The organism is Stenotrophomonas indicatrix, from assembly GCA_041545745.1.
GTDB lineage: Bacteria > Pseudomonadota > Gammaproteobacteria > Xanthomonadales > Xanthomonadaceae > Stenotrophomonas > Stenotrophomonas indicatrix_A.
Map to the genome: position 1 here is coordinate 229,184 of CP168152.1, position 24,468 is coordinate 253,651.

Sequence of the window (24,468 nt, forward strand, 5' to 3'; positions counted from 1 at the left end):
GTACCGTCTGCCCAAGGAGCGTTTTACATGTCGCGTACCGTAGTCCTGGCCGCCGCCATCAGCCTGGCGCTGGCGGCCTGTTCCGGCAAGGAGTCCACCCCCGTGTCCGAAGCCCAGAATGCACCGGCCCAGCAGCCGGCCGAAGCCTCCACCAACCCGCTGCTGACCGCCAGCAGCCTGCCGTTCCAGGCACCGCCGTTCGACAAGATCAAGGACAGCGATTACCTGCCGGCCTTCGAAGAAGGCATGCGCCTGCATCTGGCCGACGTGCGCAAGATCGCCGACAGCGCCGAACCGGCCACCTTCGACAACACCATCGTGGCGATGGAGCGCAGCGGCGAGACCCTGACCCGCGTGTCGCGCATCTTCTTCGGCCTGGTCCAGGCCGATACCAACGATGCCCGCCAGAAGATCCAGGAAGAAGTGGCGCCGAAGCTGGCCGCGCACCAGGACGAGATCAACCTCGATCCGAAGCTGTTCGCGCGCGTGAAGTCGCTGTACGACCAGCGCGAGACGCTGGGCCTGGATCCGGTGCAGAAGCGCCTGGTCGAGCATTACTACGACGGCCTGGTGCGCTCGGGCGCACAGCTGTCCGACGCCGACAAGGCGAGCCTGCGCAAGCTCAACGTGGAAGAAACCACGCTGTCCACCCAGTTCCACACCCGTCTGGTGGCGGCAACCGCCGCTGCCGCGGTGGTGGTGGACGACAAGGCCAAGCTGGCCGGCCTGGACGAGGGCGCGGTCAACAATGCCGCCGCCGCTGCCAAGGACCGCAAGCTGGATGGCAAGTTCCTGCTGCCGCTGCAGAACACCACCCAGCAGCCGGTGCTCGGTTCGCTGACCGACCGCGACCAGCGCGCCGCCGTGCTGAAGGCTTCGGAAACCCGCGCCGAGCGCGGCGATGCCAATGACACCCGGCAGACCGTGCAGCGCCTGGCCCAGCTGCGTGCGCAGAAGGCCAAGCTGCTCGGCTTTGACACCTTCGCCGACTACCAGCTGGGCGACCAGATGGCCAAGACCCCGGCCGCCGCACTCAAGCTGCTGACCGACACCGTGCCGGCCGCCACCGCCAAGGCCCGCGCCGAAGCCGGTGAGATCCAGAAGGTGATCGACGCCCAGAAGGGCGGTTTCCAGGTAGCCGCCTCGGATTGGGACTTCTACGCCGAGCAGGTGCGCAAGGCCAAGTACGATCTGGACGAGTCGCAGATCAAGCCGTATTTCGAGCTGGACAACGTGCTGCAGAACGGCGTCTTCTACGCCGCCACCCAGCTGTACGGCATCACCTTCAAGCCGCGCACCGACATTCCGACCTACAACCCGGACATGAAGGTGTACGAAGTGTTCGACAAGGACGGCACTTCGCTGGCCCTGTTCTACACCGACTACTTCAAGCGTGACAGCAAGTCCGGCGGCGCCTGGATGGACGTGTTCGTCGAACAGGACGGCCTGACCGGTGCCAAGCCGGTGGTCTACAACGTCTGCAACTTCACCAAGCCGGCCGCTGGCCAGCCTGCGCTGATCAGCTTCGACGATGTCACCACGATGTTCCATGAGTTCGGCCATGCATTGCACGGCATGTTCTCGAACGTGAAGTATCCGTCGATCGCCGGCACCGCCACCTCGCGCGATTTCGTCGAGTTCCCGTCGCAGTTCAACGAGCACTGGGCGCTGGACCCGAAGGTGTTCGCCAACTACGCCAAGCACTACAAGACCGGCGAAGCGATGCCGCAGGAACTGGTCGACAAGATCCTCAAGGCACGCAGCTTCAACCAGGGCTACGCGACCACCGAGTACCTGTCGGCCGCACTGCTCGACCTGGCCTGGCACACGCAGAAGGCCGATGCCCCGCTGCAGGATGTCGGCGCCTTCGAAGCCAGCGCGCTGAAGAAGTTCAAGGTCGACCTGCCGCAGGTGCCGCCGCGTTACCGCACCACCTACTTCGACCACATCTGGGGTGGCGGTTACTCGGCCGGCTACTACGCCTACTTCTGGGCGGAAGTGCTGGACCATGACGCCTACCAGTGGTTCACCGAACACGGTGGCCTGACCGCCGCCAACGGCCAGGAATTCCGCGACAAGATCCTCTCGCGCGGCAACAGCGTGGAGCTGTCGACCCTGTACCGCGATTTCCGCGGCAAGGATCCGTCGGTGGAACCGCTGTTGAAGTTCCGCGGCCTGAAGTAAGCGCGGCCTGAAGTACGAAAGAAAAAGCGGCGGGGGCGACCCCGCCGTTTTTTTTGCGTCGATGCCCTCGACAGATAAGGCGGACCCACCCCGCCATCCCACAGGAAACCGGCTTTGGCTGTTGCTGTTGAGGTTGCCGGCCAGCGGCCGGCACTACCGGGTGCCGGCCGCAGCCCGGCCATCACGTCCCTACATGCACCCGGTTCGCCTGCTCGGCCAACCCCAGGTGATCCAGCGCGATATCCAGCGCCAGCACATAGCTCTGCGCACCATATCCGGCCGCGATCCCCAGGCGCTGGCCAACGCCAGCCGGCAGGCACGGCTCGGCCACCGCGCCGTCGTCATGCACCTCCACGTACGCGTTGTGCAGGTAGGGCAGCAGCCGCTGCAGGCGCAGGCTGTCGGCACACGCGCCCGGATCCAGCAGCGTCACCTCGCCACGGCTGTGGTCGGCCACGCGCAGCGCGTCCAGCAGTTCCTGTTCCGAACCGCAGGCGCGGATTGCCACGCTGGTACCTGCATCGATCGCACGGTGCACCAGTGATTTCAGTACCGGCGCCGGCAGCGGCGCGGCGGTGCGGATCAACGCGCCAGCCGCTTCCGGGCCACGGATGATGAAGATCGACATGGCTCAGCCCTCCCGTGCCAGGCGACGGCTGACGATGGCCAATGACAGCGGATAGCCCGCCTGCTGGCTGCGTTGGTCGACCACCACGGCAGCCGGGCCGTGCTGCAGGCGCAGGCGTGTTTCCAGGCCGGGCTGATGCGGCGACTGCAGTTCGATGTACTCCGCCGGCAGACCGTCCAGCGCCGCCTGCAGCGCACCGCCCTCGGCGCGCCATTGCGCTTCGTCGGCGACGCCGACATCAAGCAGCACCCAGTCCGCGCTGCGCGCCTGCGGCTGGCACAGGCACTGGCGCACATCGGCCAGGCTGGCGCAGTCGGTGCACAGCACCGGATGGCCGGACAACTCGGCCGGCAGCAGCGGACGCGGCACCGACGGCGACGCATGCCGGATCACCAGGAGGGTCATACAACACCTTGCGCAAAGCGCCCTGCGGCGCGGTAGGCACACGATGCGCGTGGTGGCCGTAAAGGTGCGATGCCCCGTGCCGGGCCTGGGCGTAAAACCTGCGTAACCCTGCATCGGTAGCGCCGGGCCATGCCCGGCGACACGTCGAAGCGGCCGCGCTGTGCGCTCGCCGGGCACGGCCCAGCGCTACCGGGAACCTCTTCAGCCCGGATGTGGTCAGATGCAGCTACCACCACCCGGAGCCTGACATGGATGCTGTTGCCCGCCCCCCGTTTTCGCAGCGCACGCTTGCCTGGCTGAAGAAAGAGGCGTTGCCGCTGCTGGTGATGCTGGGGCTGCTCGCCGCCGCCCGCGATACCCTCGCCAACCACTACGTCGTGCCAAGCGGCTCGATGCAACCGACGCTGCAACCGGGCGACCGGGTGGTGGTGGACATGCGTGCCTATGGCCTGCGCCTGCCGTTCACCAGCAAGGAACTGCTGGGTACCGGCACGCCGCAGCGTGGTGAGGTGGCCGTGTTCGATTCACCGGCCGACGGCACCCGCCTGATCAAGCGCGTCGCCGCCGTGGCCGGCGACCACGTGCAACTGCACGATGGTCACCTGAGCATCAACGGCCAGCCGCTGCAGATCGCTGACCTGGCCGACACCGAAGCCTTCGGTGATCGCCGTGCCAGCCTCGACCTGGACAGGGGCGGTGGCCCGGACATCGTGGATCTGCAGGTGCCCGCCGGCAAGGTGCTGGTGCTGGGCGACCATCGCGGCAACAGCTTCGATGGCCGCTTCTTCGGCTTCGTCGATGCGGGCAAGATCTACGGTCGCGCGGTGGCGGTCTATTACCGCCGTGGCGACGGGTTCGAGTGGCAGCGGCTGTAAACTGAATCGATACGGCAGGCGTATCGATCCTGACTTATCAGGTTATGGATCGACTGGATGGACGGGCCTAGTCTGAGGCCCGTCCCCTCCATTCCGGCCGCCCCCACGGCCCACCGCCCCCATGACTGGCGAAACTCCGGCGGCCCTCGTCGACCGTCCCCGTACTGACCACGCTCCCGCCGACACCCGCATCCAGCAGGGAACGCCGGCCTTCCGCCGCACCGCGCTGGCGCTGTTCCTGGCCGGCTTTTCGACCTTCGGCCTGCTGTATACCGTGCAGCCGCTGCTGCCCGAGTTCAGCCGCCACTTCGGCGTGTCCGCTGCGGGCAGTGCGATGTCGCTGTCGCTGACCACCGGCACCCTGGCAGTGGCCATGCTGCTGGCGGGCCTGCTGTCCGATGCGGTTGGCCGGCGCCCGCTGATGATCGTTGCGTTGCTGGCCTCGGCCACGTTGTCGCTGTGCACCGCGCTGGTCGACGACTGGACCACCCTGCTGGTGCTGCGCACCCTGCTGGGGCTGGCGCTGAGCGGGGTACCTGCGGTGGCGATGACCTACCTGGTGGAGGAAATGGACAGCCGCGCGCTGGGCCTGGCGATGGGCCTGTACATCGGCGGCAATGCCATCGGTGGCATGAGCGGGCGCCTGCTGGCCGGCATCATCGCCGACCATTGGGGCTGGCGCTGGGGCATCGGCGTGGTCTCGATCATCGCCGTGGCCAGCACCGTGCTGCTGTGGCTGCAGCTGCCGCCGTCGCGCCACTTCCAGCCCAGCCGCAGTGGCCTGCGCCAGTTGCCCGCGCGCTGGCGCACGCTGTTCGCCGACCCAGGCCTGCCGTGGTTGTTCGCTACTTCGTTCGTGCTGATGGGCGTGTTCGTCACCCTCTACAACTACCTCGGCTACCACCTGCTGGCGCCGCCGTACCACCTCAGCCAGACCGTGGTCGGGTTGATTTTCAGCGTGTACCTCGTCGGCACCTTCAGTTCGGCGTGGATGGGCCAGCAGGCCACGCGCCATGGGCGCGGTCGCATCCTGTCGATCTCCTTCGGCCTGATCGCCGCCGGCATCGTGCTGCTGGCGATGCCGTGGCTGTCGGCGATGGCGGTGGGTATCGCGCTGGTGACGTTCGGTTTCTTCGGTGGCCATTCGGTGGCCAGCAGCTGGGTCGGCAGCCGTGCTGGTTCGATGCGTGCGGAAGCGTCGGCACTGTACCTGTTCGCCTATTACCTGGGTTCCAGCGTGCTGGGCGGCGTGGGCGGCCTGGCCTATGCCGCGTGGGACTGGCTGGGCGTGTGCGCGTTCGCCGCGCTGCTGACCCTGATCGGCGGTGGCATCGTCTGGGCGCTGCAGCAGCGCGCGCCGCAGCCGGTGACGGCCTGATCCTGCTCTGGTAGATGCCGACCTTGGTCGGCGTTGTGCTCCTGGGCCAACCAAGGTTGGCCACTACCGGGTGCGATGCAGCTCACTCTTCGGCAAACGCCTCGCGCAGCAGCCCGGCGAAATTGCGGATCAACGGGGTCACACCCTCGCGGCGCCACGCCAGCTGCACTTCCGAATGCGCGCCGGCATCGGCCAGCGGCACGAAGCGCGCACCTTCCACCCGGATGTGGTCGCACGACGAAGGCAGGATCGCCGCACCGAGGCCGGCTGCAGCCAGGCTGATCAACGTCGAAGCCTCACCGGCCTCCTGCACGATGCGTGGAGTGAAGCCCGCCGCCGCGCACAACGCGATCATGTGGTCATGGATGCCTGCCCCGGCGCTGCGGCGGAACGCCACGAACGGTTCCTGCGCCAGATCCCGCAACGCCAGCGTGCCGCTTTTCGACAGTCGGCGCAGGGCAGGGTGGCCGGCATGCACGATCAACGCCAGTGGATCGACGAACAGGCTGTGCGCCACCAGCTCGGCCGGCAGCGTGCGCTTGCGGATGATGCCCACGTCCAGTGAACCATCCAGCAGCGCATCGATCTGCTGCAGGGTATTCATCTCGCTCAGCTGCAGGCGCACCTGCGAATACTGCTGGCGGTACTGCAGGATCGAACGCGGAATCTGCGGCGACAACGGCGTGGCCCGGGTCAAGCCGATACGCAGCTCACCCTGCTCGCCACGCTGCGCGCGCTGCACTTCATCCACCGCCGATTCCACCTGCTGCACGATGCCGCGCGCACGTTCCTGCAGCAGTTCCCCCGCGGCCGTCAGCTGCACGCGCCGATGGCTGCGCACGAACAGACGCGCACCGATCAGTTCCTCCAGCTGCCGGATCTGCTGGCTGAGCGGCGGCTGCGACATCCCCAACCGCTCGGCCGCCTGGCCGAAGTGCAGGGTATCGGCAACGGCAAGGAAGTAGCGCAGGTGGCGAAGTTCGATGGACATGGATGCAGTCTATCCAGCCCGACCCCACGAGTCCCCATCCACGCATGGCGTGGATCTACCGTGTCGACCAAGGTCGACACCCACCAACAGCAGCACAGAACGAGGCAGGGGTCAGAGCCCGTTGCGCAGCAACGGGATCCGACCCCGACAGATCGCGGAAATCCGTCAGAGGCGGGGCGGTGTGGGTGGGCAGGACCGTTGGCGCCATGGATGGCGCCATCGAGCCCCCAAGGACGGGTTTACGGCGTGTCCGGCCCACCCACATCGCCCCGCCATCCCATGGAATCCCCGCTGTTGCCGTTGCCGTTGATTCGGCAGGTGCAGGGCGCAGCCCTGCCGGCAAACCCTCACCGCTCCGAATGCCCGCTCTGGTCGTAATCGCGCGGACTGAACAACTCCGGCTGGATCAGCTCGACAAACGCCCGCGCCTGCGCCGACAACGCCTTGCCGCGGCGCACGATCACCCCATAACTCCGCTCCGGGAACCAGCGCTTCATCGACCGTGCGGCCAACCGTTCGCGGTCGGCATCGTTCAGGCACAGCGCCGGCACGATGGAAATGCCCATGCCCATCGCCACGTACTGCTTGATCACTTCCCAGCCGCCCACTTCCAGCGCAACGGTGTAGGCGATGCGGTGGCGCTGGAACACCTGGTCCACCAGCCGGTAAGTGATCTGCCGCTTCGGCGGCAGCACCAGCGGGTAACGGGCGATGTCGGCCAGTTCCAGCTCGCCACCGCTGGCAAGTGGATGGTCATGCGGGGCGATCAGCACCTGCTCGAAACGGTAGGCCGGGGCGTAGCTGAGGTCGGCCGGCACATCGGTCATCGAGCCGATTGCCAGGTCGGCGGCATCCTCGCGCAGCAGGTCGGTGCCGTCGGCGCTGATGGCGTTGTGCAGGGTCAGGCGCACGTCGGGGTAATGCTGGCGGAAGCGTTCGACGATCTTCGGCAGCAGGTACAGGATGGTCGAGCTGTTGGCGGCGATGTTCAGCTCGCCCGCGTCCAGCCCACGCACCTTGTCGCGGAAGCGCGCTTCCAGGCCGTCCAGGCTCTCCACCAGCGGTTGCGCCATTTCATACAGCAGCTGGCCCTCGCGGCTGGGCACCAAGCGCCGGCCGCTGCGCTCGAACAGCGGTACCCCCAGCTCACGCTCCAACGCCTGCAACTGCAGGCTGATGGCCGGTTGGCTGACGAAAAGCGCCTCAGCCGCCCGTGAGACCGAGCCCAGCCGCACGGTCTGACAGAACGCACGCAACGGCTTCAGCCGATCGGATTTGTAGGAAAAACGGGGACTTGGCGAGGCACGCGTGGTCATGGCGTCACAAGTATTAGCACAATTTATGTAAAGCATTGCAAAAACTGTTTTGCCAAATACGGGGTCGCAGCCGCACGGTGGAGTCGTTCCCCACGCTGGAGTCCTCCCATGTCCGCCGTCGCTTCCGCTGTTCCCTCCACCACCGCCAAGGCCACGCCGGGCATCGCCCTGGCGACCCAGGTGGCGGGCCAGGCCACCGTGCTGCCGGCGCCGTTGCTGGCCTTGCTGGTGTCCCTGCACCGGGCAGTGGAACCCGGCCGGCAGGCGCGGCTGCAGGCCCGCCGCGAGCGCCAGGCGTTCTTCGACCAGGGTGGCCTGCCGGACTTCCGCCAGGACACCACCGCGATCCGCAGCGGTGACTGGACCGTGGCGCCGCTGCCGGCCGCGCTGCAGGACCGCCGCGTCGAGATCACCGGGCCGACCGATCCGAAGATGGTCATCAACGCGCTGAACTCCGGCGCCAAGGTGTTCATGGCCGACTTCGAGGATTCGACCTCGCCGACCTGGCGCAACCTGCTGGCCGGTCAGCAGTCGCTGGCTGCCGCGGTGCGCGGCGACCTGCAGTACACCGCACCGGCGTCCAACGGCAAGGCGGGCAAGCACTACGCGCTGCGTCCCTACGACGAGCAGGCGGTGCTGATCGTGCGTCCGCGCGGCTGGCACCTGGACGAAAAGCATGTGCGCGTCGATGGCCAGTTCCTCGCCGGCGGCCTGTTCGATGCGGCGGTGTTCGCCTTCCACAATGCGCGCGCGCTGCAGTCCAGGGATCGTGGCCCGTACTTCTACCTGCCCAAGCTGCAGAGCATGGAAGAGGCGGCGCTGTGGGAGACCGCGCTGTCGCACATCGAAGGCATGCTCGGCCTGCCGCACGGGCAGATCAAGGTGACCGTGCTGATCGAAACGCTGCCGGCGGTGTTCGAGATGGACGAGATCCTGCATGCCCTGCGCGATCGCATCGTCGGCCTCAACTGCGGGCGCTGGGATTACATCTTCTCGTACCTGAAGACCTTCCGCCGCCACGCTGACCGCGTGCTGCCCGAGCGCGGCCAGGTGACCATGACCCAGCCGTTCCTGAAGGCCTATTCGGAACTGCTGATCCAGACCTGCCATCGCCGCGGCGCACATGCGATGGGTGGCATGGCCGCGCAGATTCCGATCAACAACGATGCGGCCGCCAACGAGCAGGCGATGGCGCGGGTGCGTGCCGACAAGCTGCGCGAAGTGACCGCCGGCCACGATGGCACGTGGGTCGCGCATCCGGCGCTGATTCCGGTGGCGATGGCGATCTTCGACGAACACATGCCCACGTCCAACCAGCACCACGTGCTGCGCCAGGACGTGCGCGTGGGCCGCGATGAACTGATCGCGCGCCCGCCGGGCACGATCACCCGCGCGGGCTTCGAAGGCAATGTCGAAGTCTGCGTGCGCTACCTGGCCGCGTGGCTGGATGGCAACGGCTGCGTGCCGATCCACCATCTGATGGAGGACGCAGCGACCGCCGAGATCAGCCGCAGCCAGCTGTGGCAGTGGCTGCACACGCCGGGCCAGCAGCTGGACGACGGCACCGCGATTGATCTGGCACTGCTCGATACCACCCTGGCGCAGCTGCCCGCGCGCCTTGGCGATACCTCCGCGCTGCCCGGTGGCGGCCGCATCGAAGAAGCCATCACCCTGCTGGCCGAGCTGAGCCGCAGCAACGAACTGACCGATTTCCTGACCCTGCCGGCGTACGCGCGCATCGACTGATCGCTGCACGCCACTTTCCTCGCCGCTTCCTTCCCCGCTGCATCCGCACGAACCGAACTGGAGATAGACATGAGCACGCTGCCCACTGCCGAACAGATCCAGCACGACTGGGACACCAATCCGCGCTGGGAAGGCATCCAGCGCAACTACAGCGCCGCCGACGTGGTGCGCCTGCGCGGCACCGTCCATATCGAGCATTCGCTGGCCCGGCTGGGCGCGGAAAAGCTGTGGAAGTCGCTGCATGAGCGCGACTTCGTCAACGCGCTCGGCGCGCTGACCGGCAACCAGGCCATGCAGCAGGTGAAGGCCGGGCTGAAGGCGATCTATCTGTCCGGCTGGCAGGTGGCGGCCGATGCCAACCTGGCGGGGCAGATGTACCCGGACCAGTCGCTGTATCCGGCCGATTCGGTGCCGGCAGTGGTCAAGCGCATCAACAACACGCTGTTGCGTGCTGACCAGTTGCACCACGCAGAAGGCAAGGATGACATCGACTTCCTGCAGCCGATCGTGGCCGATGCCGAGGCTGGATTCGGTGGCGTGCTCAATGCCTTCGAACTGATGAAGGCGATGATCGAAGCCGGTGCGGCCGGTGTGCACTTCGAAGACCAGCTGGCTTCGGTGAAGAAGTGCGGCCACATGGGCGGCAAGGTGCTGGTGCCGACCCGCGAGGCGATCGAGAAACTCAACGCCGCGCGACTGGCGGCCGATGTGCTGGGCGTGCCGACCCTGCTGGTGGCGCGGACCGATGCCGAAGCGGCCGATCTGCTGACCAGCGACATCGATGCGAACGACACCCCGTTCGCCACCGGTGAGCGCACCGTGGAAGGCTTCTACAAGACCCGCAATGGCCTGGACCAGGCCATCAGCCGTGGTTTGGCATACGCGCCCTATGCCGACCTGGTGTGGTGCGAGACCGGCAAGCCGGACCTGGAATTCGCGCGGAAGTTCGCCGAGGCGATTCATGCGAAGTTCCCGGGCAAGCTGCTGGCCTACAACTGCTCACCCAGCTTCAACTGGAAGAAGAATCTGGACGACGCCACCATCGCCAAGTTCCAGAAGGAACTGGGAAGTTATGGCTACAAGTTCCAGTTCATCACCCTGGCCGGTTTCCATGCGCTGAACTACGGCATGTTCAATCTGGCCCACGGCTATGCGCGCCGGCAGATGAGCGCCTTCGTGGAACTGCAGGAAGCCGAGTTTGAAGCGGCCGAGCGCGGCTTCACCGCGGTCAAGCACCAGCGCGAGGTCGGCACCGGCTACTTCGATGCGGTCACCCAGGCGATCCAGCAGGGGCAGTCCTCGACCACCGCACTGACCGGCTCGACCGAGGAAGAGCAGTTCCACGGCGAGCGCAGCGAACGCGCCGCGTGATCCGGTAGTGCCGGCCGTTGGCCGGCAACCACACGATGCTCCGGGCGCTGCGTGGCAGCCGGCCAGGGGCCGGCTCTATCGGGCTGCGGATCCGATCAGGGTGGCCAGGGAAGGGCCAGACGACGCCGGCAGATCGGGGGATCTGCCGGCGTCGTTGTATCTGCGGCTGCTGCGACAATCGGCGTCGCGGTCACCGCAAGATATTGATATCACTTGCTTTCCGCCTGTCACCAACGCATGTGAACGGGTGTCTTTACCACAGGTATGGCGGGGCACCGCGTCTTCACAAAAATGAGATGCGGCGCACAGTTTGATTCACTGTTATGCTCCGCGGCTCACCAGGGGACGCTGGCGGCGGGTGCAGGGAATGACCGGCAGGGGTGCGGCCGAGAACATCGACACGACAACCGGTATCGCCAAGGTGGCGATGGCCGAGATCGTGCACGCGCTGCTTTCCGAAGAAGAGGTTGCCCTGTTCGCCCGCTTCGCCCGGCCCCGCAGGCTGGAAGCGGGCCAGTGGCTGTTCCAGCGCGGCCATCGCGGCGAGTGCATGTACATCATCCTCGAAGGCCTGATCGAACTCGATTTCGGCGAGGATCTGGTACTCAAGACACTCGGCCGGCATGAATTCTTCGGTGAGCTCGGCCTGTTGATGGGCGACCATCCCCGCAGCGCCAGCGCGTGTGTGATGGCCGACTGCCACGTGCTGGAACTGGGGCCGGCGGATTTCCATCGCCTGGTCGAGTCCGATCCGGGCCTGGTGGCCTACTTCCTGCGGCGTACGATCCTGCGCGTGCTGACCAACGAGCAGGCCCTGATCAGCCAGCTGCGGCGGCGCAACCATGACCTGGAAGCCGCGCTGGACAACCTGTACATCACCACCCACCAGCTGACCCACACGCGTGAGCTGGTGCGCACCGACGAACTGACCGGCCTGCACAACCGCCGCGGCCTGGCCCTGTACCTGCAGGAATGCCAAACGCAGGAAGGAGGGCCGCCGCAGGCATTGCTGCTGATCGACTGCGACCGGTTCAAGCAGATCAACGACCGCCACGGCCATCAGGCCGGTGACCGGGTGCTGCAGAGCATGGGCAACATCCTGCGCTCGATGGCTGGCGAGCATGACCTGGCCTGCCGGCTGGGCGGAGATGAGTTCTGCCTGATCCTGCGCCGGGGCAACACCGAGATCGTGCAGCACGCCGCCGAGTTCATCCTCAGTGCGGTGCACGGCCTGCTCGAGCGCAGCCATGGCACCCCGCACGTCAGCCTGGCCAGCATCGGGGCCAGCCTGCTGGCCCCTGACGCGGACTGGAGCGAGTGGTACGCTCGCGCTGATCGTGCGCTGTACCAAGCCAAGCGCGCAGGCGGCAACTGCCTGCGGTGGACCGATGGTCCGGATGGACAATGAGCGGAGATCCAGGCGATGAATGGCGACAACGGAACGTCGACCCCGCATAACGCCCAGCTGCGGGCGCTGCTGTTCACCGACCTGTGCGATTCGCTGCAACTGGTGGAGCGTATCGGCGATGCTGCCGCCGCCACCCTGTTCCAGGAACACGACCGTCTGGTGCTGGTGCTGCAGCATCGCTGGAACGGGCAGCTGATCGACCGTTCCGACGGTCTGTTCCTGCTGTTCGAACGCCCGGTGGATGCGCTCGGGTTTGCACTGGATTACCAGCGCGACCTGCAGGCACTGGGCGAACAGCGCAGGGTTGAGCTGCGCGCACGAGCGGGTCTGCATGTGGGTGATGTGCTGACCTGGGAAAACAGTCCCGAAGCGGTCAAGGTCGGCGCCAAGTCGATGGAAGTCGAAGGCCTGGCCAAGCCGATGGCCGCGCGCCTGATGACCCTGGCGCGTCCGGGCCAGATCCTGATGTCGGCGGTTGCCGAGTCGCTGACCCGACGCGCCACCGATGCCTTGGGCGAGCGTGGCCAACGCTTGCTATGGAAGTCGCACGGGCGTTGGCGGTTCAAAGGCATGCCGACCGTCCAGGAAGTGATTGAAGTTGGCGAGATCGGCTTTGCTCCGCTGCGCCTGCCGCGCGCCAACGCCAAGGCGCGGCGTGATCTGCCGTTGTGGCGGCAGCCCGTGGTGCTGCTGGCGGAAAGCCTGATCCTGACGTCTGTGGTGGTGGGGGGCTGGTTCCTGCTGCGCCCGGAGCCGGCTATCGCATTCTCAGAGCGCGATTGGGTGGTGCTGGCCGACCTTGAGAATTTCACCAGTGAGCCGGTGTTCGATGAATCGACACGCCACGCGATCCTGATCGCACTGGAACAGTCGCGCTACGTGAATGTGCTGTCCGAAGGCAAGATCCGCGAAAGCCTGGAAATGGCGCGCTTGTCCGGCGATACCCGCTTGAACCGCGGTGCAGCGATCGATGTGGCCATGCGCGAAGGCGCACGAGCTGTCCTGCTGCCGACCGTACGCCCCAAGGCAGGCGGCTATCAGCTGGGAATCGATGTGGTGGCACCCGGCAGCGGGCAGGTGGTGCGCAGCTTCACCGTCGCCGCCGACGGCCCTGACCAGATGATGTTCGCGGTGGACGATGTGGTCGGTCGTCTGCGCCGCGGCCTGGGCGAATCGGTGGCCAGCCTGGAACAGTCCCTGCCGCTGCCGAAGGCCTCCACCCGCGACCTTCGCGCTTTGCGCGCCTATGCCCTGGCCGAGAATGCCCTGGGCCAGCGCCGCTTCGAGGAAGCACGCAATCTCTACCAGGCTGCGATCGACATCGATCCCGGTTTCGCGCTGGCCTACATGGGCGTGGCCAAGCTGCTGGCCCGCACCGAAGAAGGGCGGCAGGCCCGCGAGGCGATGCAGCATGCGCTCGCCCAGCAGGAACGCCTGCCACCGCGCGAGCGCCTGTACCTGAAGGCCTGGCAGGAAGAACTGGAACCGGGCGGCTGGGCCCTGGAGCAATGGCGGACGCTGGCCAAGGTCTATCCCGATTCCTTCGCCGGGCTGTCCAATACGTCCTGGCTCCTGTTGCAGGACAATCGTTTCAGCGAAGCCGAATCCTACGCACATGCGGCGTCCGTACCGCAGGATCCGCTGCGGCTGTATCCGATGGTGCAGCTGGCACGCATCCAGATCGCGCACAACCAACCGCAGCTGGCCGCCGAAACGCTGTTGCAGGCACAAGGGCTGCGTGGTCGCAATGATCCCGATGACACCGGGGTCGATGTATTTGTAGCGCAGCGCCGTTATGTGCAGGCCGGGCAGCTGCTTGTGAAGCTGGGCACCGGTGATGCACTGGCGCAGCGGATGCGGCTGCGCGCACAGCTGCTATTGGCTGCCGACCAGGGTGATTGCGCGTCGATGCAGGCAGCCGTGCGCGAGGACGCGCCGGCACCTGAGCTTGCGGACATGCAGGTGCAGCAGCGATTGCAGCACGCCAGCGTGACCACGTTGTGCGCAACGGGCGACAAAGCTGAGCTGCAGGCCATCGCAGCGCAGCTGCAGCCGCTGCTGGAAGATCGCGACGATCCCATGCAGCAGGCCCGTAGCCTGCAGTGGCTGGCCCTTGTCTATCTGGCCCAGCGGCAGGGGCAGGCCGATGTCGCCGAAGGCTGGCTGCATGCCAACGAGGCGCTGCTGCGCGCTCAGCGCAGCCCGATGGTCGGTAAATGGATGCGCGTGGTTGCGGCGATGGGCGAACTGCAGAGACAACGGCCGAACGCTGCGCAGGCCCTGATCGAGCCGATGCTCGATGGCAGCGAGCCGGTGCAGGCGCACGTCGTACTGCTGCATGCGCTACGTGCGCAGAGCGATGAAGCAGGCGTGCGCCGCGAGCAGGAATGGCTGGCCCGCCACCGTGGCCAGGCCATTGCCGAAATCACGGCGATGCAGGTCTGGCAGCCGCTGAACGTGCACGATGTGTCGACCTGGGCCGCACCGGCCAAAGCGGTCGGCGCGCCCTGAGGCGGTAATCAGCCGCCGATGCGCTCGTCGACTTTGCCGGCTTCGAAGCAGAACACCACATTCATCGCGGTCAGCGAGCTGGCCAGGTGCTTCTGCAGGCCGTCACGAACGTGGGTGAGTTCCTCCACCGAGGCGAGCGACTCGATCTTCATGCAGTCCTTCTCACCGAAGGCGGCGTCCAGGCCGATGCTGGAGAGGGCCTGAGCCGGTGATTCGGCGAAGCGTTCGCGGAACGCGGCATCGTTGATGAGGTTGTCCAGCAGTACGCCGGCGTCTTCAGCGGAAAGGCGAGGGTCGGTAGCCATGTCGATCATCCAGAGTTGAACTTACGGTATCGGCCACCAGCGCTCGGCATTTAGAGCGTTGTGCATTGCACAGGAACACCGCCGCAGTACCGCAGCCGGTGTGGGCAACCCGCATACTACGGGTTCCACTGGTGGATGACGAAAGATGCAGATCCGACGTTGCGCGATCGTGATGTTCGAACCCCGCAGCGAAGTCTCGCTGGACCTCTCCCTGCTGTTGCAGGGCCAGGCGGGCTTGGCCACGCGCATGCACTGGCAGGCCCTTGCTGCCCACCTGGGCGCACCCGTGGAAGTGAGCATCGAGGAAATCGACGTGCTGGGCCGCATCGAGTCGGATCGCTGGGTGGAGTCTGCACAGGTCGGCATCGAAGATGCCGTGCTGGCACGGCTGCTGGAGGTTGGTCTGCTGATCAGCCAGGAGCCTGGTGAGGCAGCGCATCGGGACCGCGACCAGCGCCTGCGCGACGCCAACTGGTGGCCTCTGTCGGCGCTGCAGCATCGGATGGGGCGCTGGGGTGGCATCAACAGCGCGCGCGAGATGCGTGAGGGCAAGCTGGTCACGGCGCAGGATCTGCATGCCAGGTTCGGTGCACCGCCCGTCGCGGTCGACGCCCCCGACACCGCCCCCGTGGCGCTGCCCGATACGCCTGACGATGCGCGCGACGAGCTGCTGCGAAAGCGTGCAACCTGCCGCAACTTCGATGCGCAGCGTGCGCTGGCGCTGCCGCTGTTGGCGCAGGTACTCAAGCGGACCGTGCAGGCGCACGCTGCACTGCGGCCGGAGGATGGCATGGAGTTCCTTAAGAAGAACATTCCTTCGGGCGGCGGTCTGCATCCGCTGGAAACCTATGTGGTCGCCCTGGACGTCGACGGTCTTGCGCCGGGCGTCTATCACTATCATCCGATGGAACACGCATTGCGGCCGGTTGCCGTTGCCACGGATGACCTGCGCGCCATGGTGCTGGGTTTTGTTTCCGGGCAGGACTGGTTCGCCGACGCCCCGCTGCACATCATCCAGGTGGCACGCTTCCCGCGCAGTTTCTGGAAATATCGCCACCATCCAAAGGCCTACCGGGCCGTGCTGATCGATGCGGGGCACCTTTCGCAACAATGGATGCTGTCAGCTACCGAACTCGGGCTGGCCGCTTATGTGACCGCGGCGATCAACGAGATCGATGTGGAGAGGGCGCTGGGGCTGGACGGCATCGACGCCAGCCCGGTGATGATAGGTGGCCTGGGGTGGCGCGCGGACGCCCAGGTCACCAGTGAATTCGACCCACTGCAGCAGGTCTGGCGCGGAAATCCGGCTTCGCAACCCTGACCTCGGGGCAACAGGTGAGCCGGGCAGCGCCCGGCTCACCATGCATCACACCGCTTCGAAATCCACCAGCACCGCACCATCACCCACCTGGTCACCGGCCTTGGCGCGATAACCCTTCACCGTGCCATCGGCCGGTGCCTGCAGGGTGTGCTCCATCTTCATCGCTTCCAGCACCACCAGCGGCGTGCCGCGCTTCACCTGCGTGCCTGCCGCCACCAGTGTCGCCACGATCCTGCCGGGCATCGGTGCCAGCAGGCTGCCGGCGTCGGCGCTGGCCTGTTCCGATTCGCCCACCGGGTCGTGCAGGGTGAAGCGGTGCTGGCCATCGTCGCCGAACAGGTACAACTGGTCGCCATCGCGCTGCAGCTGCAAACGCCAGCGACGCTCGTCCAGCTGCACCGACAAGGTGTGGCCATCGGCATGGCCGACGACCTGTTTCGGTGCGGCGTCATCGCACTGCACACGCCAGCCATCGGCCGTGGCCCACACCTTCAGCGTGTGTGCCCGCTCTCCCTGCTGCAGCGGCACCACGCGTGCGGCAGGCGCGCCCAGCCGCCAGCCATCCTGCGCCTGCCACGGCGAATGCGGGTCGCGCACATCGGCGGCAGCGGCCGGTGTGCTTGCTACCGCAGCGATCGCTGCCAGTTCCCACAGCGCCTGCTCGCCGTCACCGGTCATCGCCAGTGCGGCCTGCTCACGCTCGATCAGCGCGGTATCCAGCTTGGCGTTGGCGAACGAATCGGTGTGCAGCAGGCGGCGCAGGAAGCCGGCATTGGTGGTCACGCCCACCACCTGGCAATCGGCCAGGGCCTGGCTCATGCGCCGCAGCGCGGCATCGCGGTCCACGTCCCAGACGATCAGCTTGGCGATCATCGGGTCGTAGTACGGGGTGATGCTGTCGCCTTCTTCCACACCGGTATCCACCCGCACGTTCGCCGATGGAGTCGGCAGGCGCAGGCGGCGCAGGGTGCCGGTGGACGGCAGGAAGCCACGGTCGGCATCTTCGGCGTACAGGCGCGCTTCGAGCGCATGGCCGTGGATGGCCAGTTCGTCCTGGCGCTTGGGCAGCGGCTGGCCGGCGGCAACGCGCAGCTGCCACTCCACCAGGTCGGTGCCGGTGATGAACTCGGTGACCGGGTGTTCGACCTGCAGGCGGGTGTTCATTTCCATGAAGTAGAAATCGCCCTCCGGGCCGGCGATGAACTCCACCGTGCCCGCACCGACGTAGCCCACCGCGCGCGCGGCATCGACCGCGGCCTTGCCCATCGCTGCGCGCCGGTCGGCACTCATGCCCGGGGCCGGCGCTTCTTCCAGCACCTTCTGGTGGCGGCGCTGCACCGAGCAGTCGCGCTCGAACAGATACACCGCCTCGCCATGACCGCCGCCGAACACCTGGATCTCGATATGGCGTGGGCGCTCGACATACTTCTCGACCAGCACGTGGTCGTTGCCGAACGCCGAGGCCGCCTCACGCTGGCAGCTGGCCAGCGCGTCGACGAAGTCCTCGCTGCGCTCGACCTTGCGCATGCCCTTGCCGCCGCCGCCGGCGCTGGCCTTGATCAGCACCGGGTAGCCGATGCCATCGGCCTGGGTGCGCAGGAACTCCGGCGCCTGCTGGTCGCCGTGGTAGCCCGGCGTCAGCGGCACGCCGGCCTTGGCCATCAAGGCCTTGGCCGCGCTCTTGTCGCCCATCGCGCGGATCGCACTGGCGGGCGGACCGATGAAGGTGATCCCCGCCGCGACGCAGGCGTCGGCGAAGTCGGCGTTCTCGGACAGGAAGCCGTAGCCGGGATGGATGGCCGGTGCGCCGGTGCGGCGTGCGGCGTCGAGGATGGCATCGCTGCGCAGGTAGCTCTCGCGCGCGGCAGCCGGGCCGATGTGGATGGCTTCGTCGGCCAGGCGCACATGGCGTGCATTGCGGTCCGCATCGGAATACACCGCCACGGTGGCGATGCCGAGGCGACGGCAGGTGGCGATGACGCGGCAGGCGATCTCGCCGCGGTTGGCGATCAGGACTTTGCTGAACATGGCAACAGACTCGGTCATGGCACAGATCACATGCGGAACACGCCGAAGCGCGTCTGCTGCGGGGGAGCGTTGAGGCTGGCCGACAGGGCCAGGGCCAGTACCCGGCGGGTATCGACCGGATCGATCACACCGTCGTCCCACAGCCGCGCACTGGCGTAATACGGGTGGCCCTGCTGTTCGAACTGGTCGCGGATCGGTGCCTTGAACGCATCCTCTTCCTCGCCCGGCCACTGCCCGCCCTTGGCTTCGATGCCATCACGCTTGACCGTGGCCAGCACGCTGGCCGCCTGTTCGCCCCCCATCACGCCGATGCGTGCGTTCGGCCACATCCACAGGAAGTTGGGCGAGTACGCGCGGCCGCACATGCCGTAGTTGCCGGCACCGAACGAGCCGCCGATCACCACGGTGAACTTGGGTACCTTGGCGCAGGCCACCGCCATCACCAGTTTGGCCCCGTCCTTGGCGATGCCACCCTGTTCGTACTTGCGGCCGACCATGAAGCCGGTGATGTTCTGCAGGAACAGCAGCGGAATGTTGCGCTGGGTGCACAGCTCGATGAAGTGCGCGCCCTTCAGTGCGGACTCGGAGAACAGGATGCCGTTGTTGGCGATGATGCCGATCGGATAGCCATGCAGATGGGCGAAGCCGGTGACCAGCGTTGCGCCATAGCGCGGCTTGAACTCGTCAAAGCGCGAGCCGTCGACCAGCCGCGCGATCACTTCGCGCACGTCGTAGGGCTTGCGCGTATCGGCCGGGATCACCCCGTACAGTTCGTCCGCCGGCAGCAGCGGTTCTTCCACCGGCTGCAGCGCCATCGCTGCTTCGGGCTTGCGCCAGTTGAGCTGGGCGATGATCGCGCGTACCCGTGCCAGTGCCTGCAGGTCGTTGTCTGCCATGTGGTCGGCCACGCCGGAAATGCGCGTGTGCACATCGGCACCGCCCAGTTCTTCGGCCGTCACCACTTCACCGGTGGCTGCCTTCACCAGCGGCGGGCCACCGAGGAAGATCGTGCCCTGCTCGCGCACGATCACCGTCTCGTCGCTCATCGCCGGCACATAGGCGCCACCGGCGGTGCAGCTGCCCATCACGCAGGCGATCTGCGGAATGCCCTGCGCGGAAAGGTTGGCCTGGTTGTAGAAGATGCGACCGAAATGGTCGCGGTCGGGGAACACCTCATCCTGCAGCGGCAGGAAGGCGCCACCGGAATCGACCAGGTAGATGCACGGCAGGTGGTTCTGCTCGGCGATCTCCTGCGCGCGCAGATGCTTCTTCACCGTCACCGGGTAATAGGTGCCGCCCTTGACCGTGGCATCGTTGGCCACGATCACGCACTCCACGCCACTCACGCGGCCGATGCCGGCGACCACGCCAGCGGCGGGCACGGCGTCGTCATACATGCCGTGCGCGGCCAGCGGCGCGATTTCCAGGAACGCACTGCCCGGGTCGAGCAGGGCATCGATGCGGTCGCGCACCAGCAGCTTGCCGCGCGCGGTGTGCTTGGCGCGCGCCGCTTCGCTGCCGCCCAAGGCGGTGCGGGCGAGGGTGGCGTGCAGGTCGTCGACTACGGCCTGCATCGCCGCGCGGTTGCTTTCAAACGTTTCGCTGCCCGGTTGCAGCTGGCTGCCTAGGATGCTCATGGGGTGCCTTACAGGGTGCGCTGGAACAGTTCGCGGCCGATCAGCATGCGACGGATCTCCGAAGTGCCGGCGCCGATTTCATACAGCTTGGCGTCGCGCCACAAGCGGCCGGTCGGGTATTCGTTGATGTAGCCGTTGCCACCGAGGATCTGGATCGCCTGGCCGGTCAGCCAGGTCGCCTTCTCGGCGGCGTAGAGGATCGCGCCGGCTGCATCCTGGCGGGTGGTGCGGCCCTGGTCGCAGGCGCGTGCCACGGCATACACATAGGCGCGGCAGGCGCCCAGGCCCACGTACATGTCGGCGATCTTGGCCTGGATCAGCTGGAAGCTGCCGATCGGCTCACCGAACTGGTGGCGTTCGTGCACGTACGGCATCACCACGTCCATCGCAGCAGCCATCAGGCCCAGCGGGCCGCCGGACAGCACCACGCGCTCGTAGTCCAGGCCGGACATCAGCACGCGCACGCCGCCACCGACCGCGCCCAGCACGTTCTCTTCGGGAATCTCGCAGTCCTGGAACACCAGTTCGCAGGTGGGCGAGGAGCGCATGCCCAGCTTGTCCAGCTTCTGCGCGGTGGAGAAACCCTTCATGCCCTTTTCGACCAGGAAGGCGGTGATGCCCTTGGCACCGGCCTCGACATCGGTCTTGGCGTACACCACCAGCACATCGGCGTCGGGGCCGTTGGTGATCCACATCTTGTTGCCGTTGAGCACGTAGCGGTCGCCGCGCTTGTCCGCGCGCAGCTTCATCGACACCACGTCCGAACCCGCGCCGGGTTCGCTCATCGCCAGCGCACCGATCTTTGCGCCGCTGCACAGGTCCGGCAGGAAGCGCTGCTTCTGCGCCTCGGTGCCGTTCTTGCGCAGCTGGTTCACGCACAGGTTCGAATGCGCGCCGTAGGACAGGCCGATGCCGCCGGAAGCACGCGAGACTTCTTCCATCGCCACCACGTGGGCCAGGTAGCCCATGCCGGTGCCGCCGTATTCTTCTTCCACGGTCAGGCCCAGCAGGCCCTGCTCGCCCAGCTTGGGCCATAGTGCCAACGGGAACTGGTTGGTCGCATCGGTCTCGGCCGCGAGCGGCGCGATCTCGGCAGCGGCAAAATGGGCCACGCTCTGGCGCAGCAGGTCGATATCTTCGCCGAGGTCGAAGTTCAGGGATGGCACGTGCATTGCGATGGCTCCACGAGGGAAGGTGGGGAATGGACGCACCCGGAAGGGGGAAGCGGGCAGCTGTTCACAGCAGCGGCCCGCGCGGGCGATTGGACCCCAGCGTAGCGGGGTTCGGGTAAGAAGTGAATACAAATTCAAAAATTGAAACTAGACTCAGGACATGGCCTACAAACGCTCAGCATTGATGGAAGAACGCCTGGCCGGGGCCCGTGAACGGATCCTGCTGGCCACCCGCGAACTGGTCGCCACCGGCGGCTGGCGCAACGCGCCGGTAACCGCCGTGGCCACCCAGGCCGGGGTCTCCACCGGCTTGATCTACCGCCACTTTCCGTCCAAGGCCGAGCTGTTCGTGGAAGTGCTCAATGCGGCCGTGGCCCACGAGGTAGCGATCATGGAGCGCATCGCCAGCGCACCGGAGCCGGCCAGCGTGCGCCTGCGCCAGGCCATCACCGCCTTCGTCCGCCGTGCCCTTGCCGGCCCGGGCCTGGCCCACGCCTTCATCGTCGAGCCGGTGGATCCGGATGTGGAAGCCGAGCGCATGCGCGGCCGCCGTGCCTTCGGTGACGTGTTCCTGCGCCTGGTGGAAGAGGGCGTGGCGGCCGGTGAGCTGCCAGCGCAGGACGCGCATGCTGCCGCCGCTTGCCTGGTGGGGGCCTTCACCGAAGCCATGGTCGGCCCGACCGCGCCCAGCCGCGAAGCGCACCGCGACGAAGGCGCACTGGTCGAGGCCATCTGCAGTTTCTGCCTGCGGGCTGTTGGCGCCCCCGTCATCCGGTAGTGCCGGCCGCTGGCCGGCATCCTTGCGGGGTCAGATCCCTTTTGCGTTGCAAAAGGGATCTGACCCCTCTCCATATGCTGCGCCGCACCAGCCCTGACGCCTGTTGTCGGGCGCGGCGTGCGTTCTATACTCGGTCCATCACGCAGTCGCTCAGCCGTGGTCCAACGACTATCAGCCAGGGGTAACGAAGAGTGCGGAATTACGATCTGGAGTTCCTGAAACGCTTCTCCATGGTGATCGCGCTGTTGATGGCCATCACTCTCGGTCTGATCCTCCTGGCCGCGTTCATCCACACCCGGATTCCGCCCGAGGTGTCGCCTACCGCCGCCAAACGCACCGAACAGCGCATTTCGCCCACTGGCGCGGTATACGCCGGTAGCACCGGCGCCGCCGCGCAGGCTGCAGCGCATGCCGCCGCGCTGGCCAAGGCCGCCTCGCAGGTGGCCTACGGGGGTACCAAGGACGGCAAGGTGATCTTCGACAACCTGTGCACCGCCTGCCATACCACCGGGGTGGGCATGGCGCCGACGCTCGACCACTCGCACTGGGACAAGCGCCTGGCGCAGGGCAAGGAAACCCTCTACAAGCACGCCGTCGAGGGCTACACCGGCCCGGACGGGGGCATCATGCCGCCCAAGGGCGGCAACCCGGCGCTCACCGAGGAGCAGATCCACGCCACGGTGGACTGGATGCTGGGCAATCTGAAATAGCGGGCGCCGCATCCACGCATGGCGTGGATCTACTGCGGATACGCGTGCCCGGTCAGGTGGCCGGCAACCACGCATCGCGCAGAGGTCCTGAGGTTGCCGGCCAGCGGCCGGCACTACCTTTGCCCACCGAGGCCGGAACCCCGCCGCGCAGGCGGGGTTTCGCATTTCAGGGTTAGTCTGTGCGCCTCTTCCGTGGAGTCGTCTGTCGATGCGTCGCCGTTCCCTCGCCCTTGCCCTGTCCCTGCTGCTGCCGACATCCGCTTTCGCCCAGGCCCAGCCGCAGGTTGCGCCGACCTCGGCGACCGCGCCGCGCAGCCCGGCCACCGTCACCCTGGCCGCCGCGCCGGCCGACTGGCGTGCGCTGGAGGGCCAGCATGTGCGCATCGCTGCGCCGCTCACCTTGGCCGGCACCGATGGCCTGGAACGCTTCGGCCAGCTCACCGTCGCCTTCGATGGCCGCCTCTGGCAGCCGACCGAAGTGGCCGTGCCCGGCAGCGCCGGTATCGAACAGGTAATGGCCGACAACCAACGCCGCCGCCTGCTGCTGGACGACGGCAGCGATGCACGTGACCCGGCCAGCGTCGCCTATCTGCCGGGCAACCCGGTGCTGCGTACCGGAATGCAGCTGCGCAACGTGGAAGGCACCGTGCGAGTCGATGCGCAGGGTCGCCCCAGCCTGCAGGTCGACGGCACAGTGAAGCTGCCGGAACTGCAGCGGCCGGCCGTGCCGAGCGTACCCGGCAGCCTGCATATCGCCGCCTTCAACCTGGAGAACTTCTTCAATGGTGACGGCCAGGGCGGCGGATTCCCGACCCTGCGCGGCGCGCGCACGCTGGACGAGCACAAGGCGCAGGTCGGCAAGCTGGTCGCCACCGTCAACGCGCTGGGCGCCGATATCGCCGCGCTGATGGAACTGGAGAACGACGGCTACGGCCCGCAGTCGGCCATCGCTGAACTGGTAAACGCACTCAATGTCGGTCTCGCGGCCGACAAGCAGTGGGCGTTCGTCGATGCCGGTGAAGGTCCTGGCAGCAATCCGATCCGCGTCGGCATCATCTACCGCAGGAGCGAATTCAAACCGCTCGGCACGCCGCTGACCAAGCTCGACGGTCCCTTCGTCGAACACAGCCGTGCGCCGCTGGCACAGGCGTTCCAGGGCAAGGGCGCACCATTCATGGTGGTCGCCAACCACTTCAAGTCCAAGGGCTGCCGCGAGGCCAGTGGCGCCGACGCCGACCGCAATGACGGGCAGGGCTGCTGGAACGCCACCCGCGTGGAATCGGCCAGGCAGCTCAATACCTGGGTGCAGGCCGAAGCCGCGCGCCTGAAGGTGAAGGACGTGGTGCTGATGGGCGACTTCAACGCCTACGCCATGGAAGATCCGATCCGCACCCTGCACGACCTGGGCTGGCAGGATGCCTTCAAGGTGGCCAAGGTCGAACAGCCCTACAGCTACGTCTACAACGGCTATACCGGTCGCCTCGATCACGCGCTGCTCAGCCCGACGATGGCCAAGCGCCTGCGTGGCGCCGCCGAGTGGCACAGCAACGCCGACGAGCAGGACGCCAGCGGCTACCAGGGCCGCAACGTGCAGGGCCCGTGGCGCAGCTCCGACCATGACCCGCTGCTGCTGGGCTTCGACAGATAACCCAGCGCCGGGGTCGGATCCCATTCCCACGGAATGGGCTCTGACCCCAGGCATCA

At 66.9% G+C, this 24,468-nt stretch carries 19 protein-coding genes; 11 read left to right on the forward strand and 8 right to left on the reverse strand.

Annotation, left to right across the window (positions count from 1 at the left end; all coding sequences use genetic code 11):
• The first annotated feature begins 27 nt into the window (after window positions 1-27).
• Window positions 28-2,184, forward strand: coding sequence for a peptidyl-dipeptidase Dcp (dcp, locus tag ACEF39_RS00985; protein ID WP_500286646.1), 2,157 nt, complete (start codon window positions 28-30; stop codon window positions 2,182-2,184).
• Window positions 2,185-2,365: 181 nt separating this feature from the next.
• Here dcp and ACEF39_RS00990 read toward each other — a convergent pair whose 3' ends face one another.
• Both ACEF39_RS00990 and ACEF39_RS00995 read right to left on the reverse strand, forming a co-directional pair.
• Window positions 2,366-2,812 carry a hypothetical protein gene (locus ACEF39_RS00990; RefSeq protein WP_025875822.1) on the reverse strand — a complete coding sequence of 149 codons (447 nt, stop codon included), beginning with the start codon at window positions 2,810-2,812 and terminating at the stop codon, window positions 2,366-2,368.
• Window positions 2,813-2,815: 3 nt separating this feature from the next.
• Window positions 2,816-3,217 carry a hypothetical protein gene (locus tag ACEF39_RS00995; protein ID WP_500286647.1) on the reverse strand — a complete coding sequence of 134 codons (402 nt, stop codon included), beginning with the start codon at window positions 3,215-3,217 and terminating at the stop codon, window positions 2,816-2,818.
• A 248-nt stretch (window positions 3,218-3,465) separates the two neighbouring features.
• Here ACEF39_RS00995 and lepB point away from each other — a divergent pair, with 248 nt between their 5' ends.
• Window positions 3,466-4,092, forward strand: coding sequence for a signal peptidase I (gene lepB / locus ACEF39_RS01000; protein ID WP_500286648.1), 627 nt, complete (start codon window positions 3,466-3,468; stop codon window positions 4,090-4,092).
• Between the two features lie 121 nt (window positions 4,093-4,213).
• Window positions 4,214-5,470, forward strand: coding sequence for an MFS transporter (locus ACEF39_RS01005; protein ID WP_500286649.1), 1,257 nt, complete (start codon window positions 4,214-4,216; stop codon window positions 5,468-5,470).
• An 82-nt stretch (window positions 5,471-5,552) separates the two neighbouring features.
• On the opposite strand, the gene ACEF39_RS01010 is transcribed toward ACEF39_RS01005, so the two are convergent.
• Window positions 5,553-6,461, reverse strand: a complete 909-nt coding sequence (locus tag ACEF39_RS01010; protein WP_500286650.1) for a LysR family transcriptional regulator — start codon at window positions 6,459-6,461, stop codon at window positions 5,553-5,555.
• A gap of 347 nt (window positions 6,462-6,808) precedes the next feature.
• Window positions 6,809-7,777: a LysR family transcriptional regulator gene (locus ACEF39_RS01015; RefSeq protein WP_500286651.1), complete on the reverse strand. Its 969-nt coding sequence runs from the start codon at window positions 7,775-7,777 to the stop codon at window positions 6,809-6,811.
• A 108-nt stretch (window positions 7,778-7,885) separates the two neighbouring features.
• Here ACEF39_RS01015 and aceB point away from each other — a divergent pair, with 108 nt between their 5' ends.
• The 4 genes from aceB (at window position 7,886) to ACEF39_RS01035 (ending at window position 14,813) form a co-directional block, all read left to right on the forward strand.
• Window positions 7,886-9,523, forward strand: a complete 1,638-nt coding sequence (gene aceB, locus ACEF39_RS01020) for a malate synthase A (RefSeq protein ID WP_500286652.1) — start codon at window positions 7,886-7,888, stop codon at window positions 9,521-9,523.
• A 69-nt stretch (window positions 9,524-9,592) separates the two neighbouring features.
• Window positions 9,593-10,894, forward strand: a complete 1,302-nt coding sequence (aceA, locus tag ACEF39_RS01025; protein ID WP_180164504.1) for an isocitrate lyase — start codon at window positions 9,593-9,595, stop codon at window positions 10,892-10,894.
• A gap of 367 nt (window positions 10,895-11,261) precedes the next feature.
• The gene (locus ACEF39_RS01030) at window positions 11,262-12,302 is read left to right on the forward strand and encodes a GGDEF domain-containing protein (RefSeq protein WP_500286653.1); all 1,041 of its coding nucleotides are present in this window, start codon (window positions 11,262-11,264) and stop codon (window positions 12,300-12,302) included.
• A 15-nt stretch (window positions 12,303-12,317) separates the two neighbouring features.
• Window positions 12,318-14,813 (forward strand): putative peptide modification system cyclase, encoded by a 2,496-nt coding sequence (locus ACEF39_RS01035; RefSeq protein WP_500286654.1) that lies wholly within the window; start codon window positions 12,318-12,320, stop codon window positions 14,811-14,813.
• 8 nt (window positions 14,814-14,821) lie between these two features.
• Here ACEF39_RS01035 and ACEF39_RS01040 read toward each other — a convergent pair whose 3' ends face one another.
• On the reverse strand, window positions 14,822-15,118 hold the full coding sequence (locus ACEF39_RS01040; protein WP_500286655.1) for an NHLP-related RiPP peptide: 297 nt from the start codon (window positions 15,116-15,118) through the stop codon (window positions 14,822-14,824).
• Between the two features lie 145 nt (window positions 15,119-15,263).
• Between ACEF39_RS01040 and ACEF39_RS01045 the strand changes: the two genes are divergently transcribed.
• On the forward strand, window positions 15,264-16,439 hold the full coding sequence (locus ACEF39_RS01045) for a putative peptide maturation dehydrogenase (protein WP_500286656.1): 1,176 nt from the start codon (window positions 15,264-15,266) through the stop codon (window positions 16,437-16,439).
• 45 nt (window positions 16,440-16,484) lie between these two features.
• Here ACEF39_RS01045 and ACEF39_RS01050 read toward each other — a convergent pair whose 3' ends face one another.
• Genes ACEF39_RS01050 through ACEF39_RS01060 form a run of 3 tightly spaced genes read right to left on the reverse strand, consistent with a single transcriptional unit; the run spans window position 16,485 to window position 21,276 of the window.
• Window positions 16,485-18,467 carry an acetyl/propionyl/methylcrotonyl-CoA carboxylase subunit alpha gene (locus tag ACEF39_RS01050; RefSeq protein ID WP_500286657.1) on the reverse strand — a complete coding sequence of 661 codons (1,983 nt, stop codon included), beginning with the start codon at window positions 18,465-18,467 and terminating at the stop codon, window positions 16,485-16,487.
• Between the two features lie 26 nt (window positions 18,468-18,493).
• A complete protein-coding gene (locus ACEF39_RS01055) occupies window positions 18,494-20,104 on the reverse strand; it encodes a carboxyl transferase domain-containing protein (RefSeq protein ID WP_500286658.1) in 1,611 nt (536 codons plus the stop codon).
• An 8-nt stretch (window positions 20,105-20,112) separates the two neighbouring features.
• Complete coding sequence (locus ACEF39_RS01060) at window positions 20,113-21,276, reverse strand: isovaleryl-CoA dehydrogenase (protein ID WP_089241527.1); 1,164 nt, start codon at window positions 21,274-21,276, stop codon at window positions 20,113-20,115.
• Between the two features lie 160 nt (window positions 21,277-21,436).
• On the opposite strand from ACEF39_RS01060, the gene ACEF39_RS01065 reads away from it, so the two are divergent.
• The 3 genes from ACEF39_RS01065 (at window position 21,437) to ACEF39_RS01075 (ending at window position 24,412) form a co-directional block, all read left to right on the forward strand.
• A complete protein-coding gene (locus ACEF39_RS01065; RefSeq protein WP_230110220.1) occupies window positions 21,437-22,054 on the forward strand; it encodes a TetR/AcrR family transcriptional regulator in 618 nt (205 codons plus the stop codon).
• Window positions 22,055-22,245: 191 nt separating this feature from the next.
• Entirely contained in the window at window positions 22,246-22,764 is a 519-nt protein-coding gene (locus tag ACEF39_RS01070; RefSeq protein WP_500286659.1) for a c-type cytochrome, read from the forward strand.
• A gap of 208 nt (window positions 22,765-22,972) precedes the next feature.
• Complete coding sequence (locus ACEF39_RS01075) at window positions 22,973-24,412, forward strand: ExeM/NucH family extracellular endonuclease (RefSeq protein WP_500286660.1); 1,440 nt, start codon at window positions 22,973-22,975, stop codon at window positions 24,410-24,412.
• Window positions 24,413-24,468 lie beyond the last annotated feature (56 nt).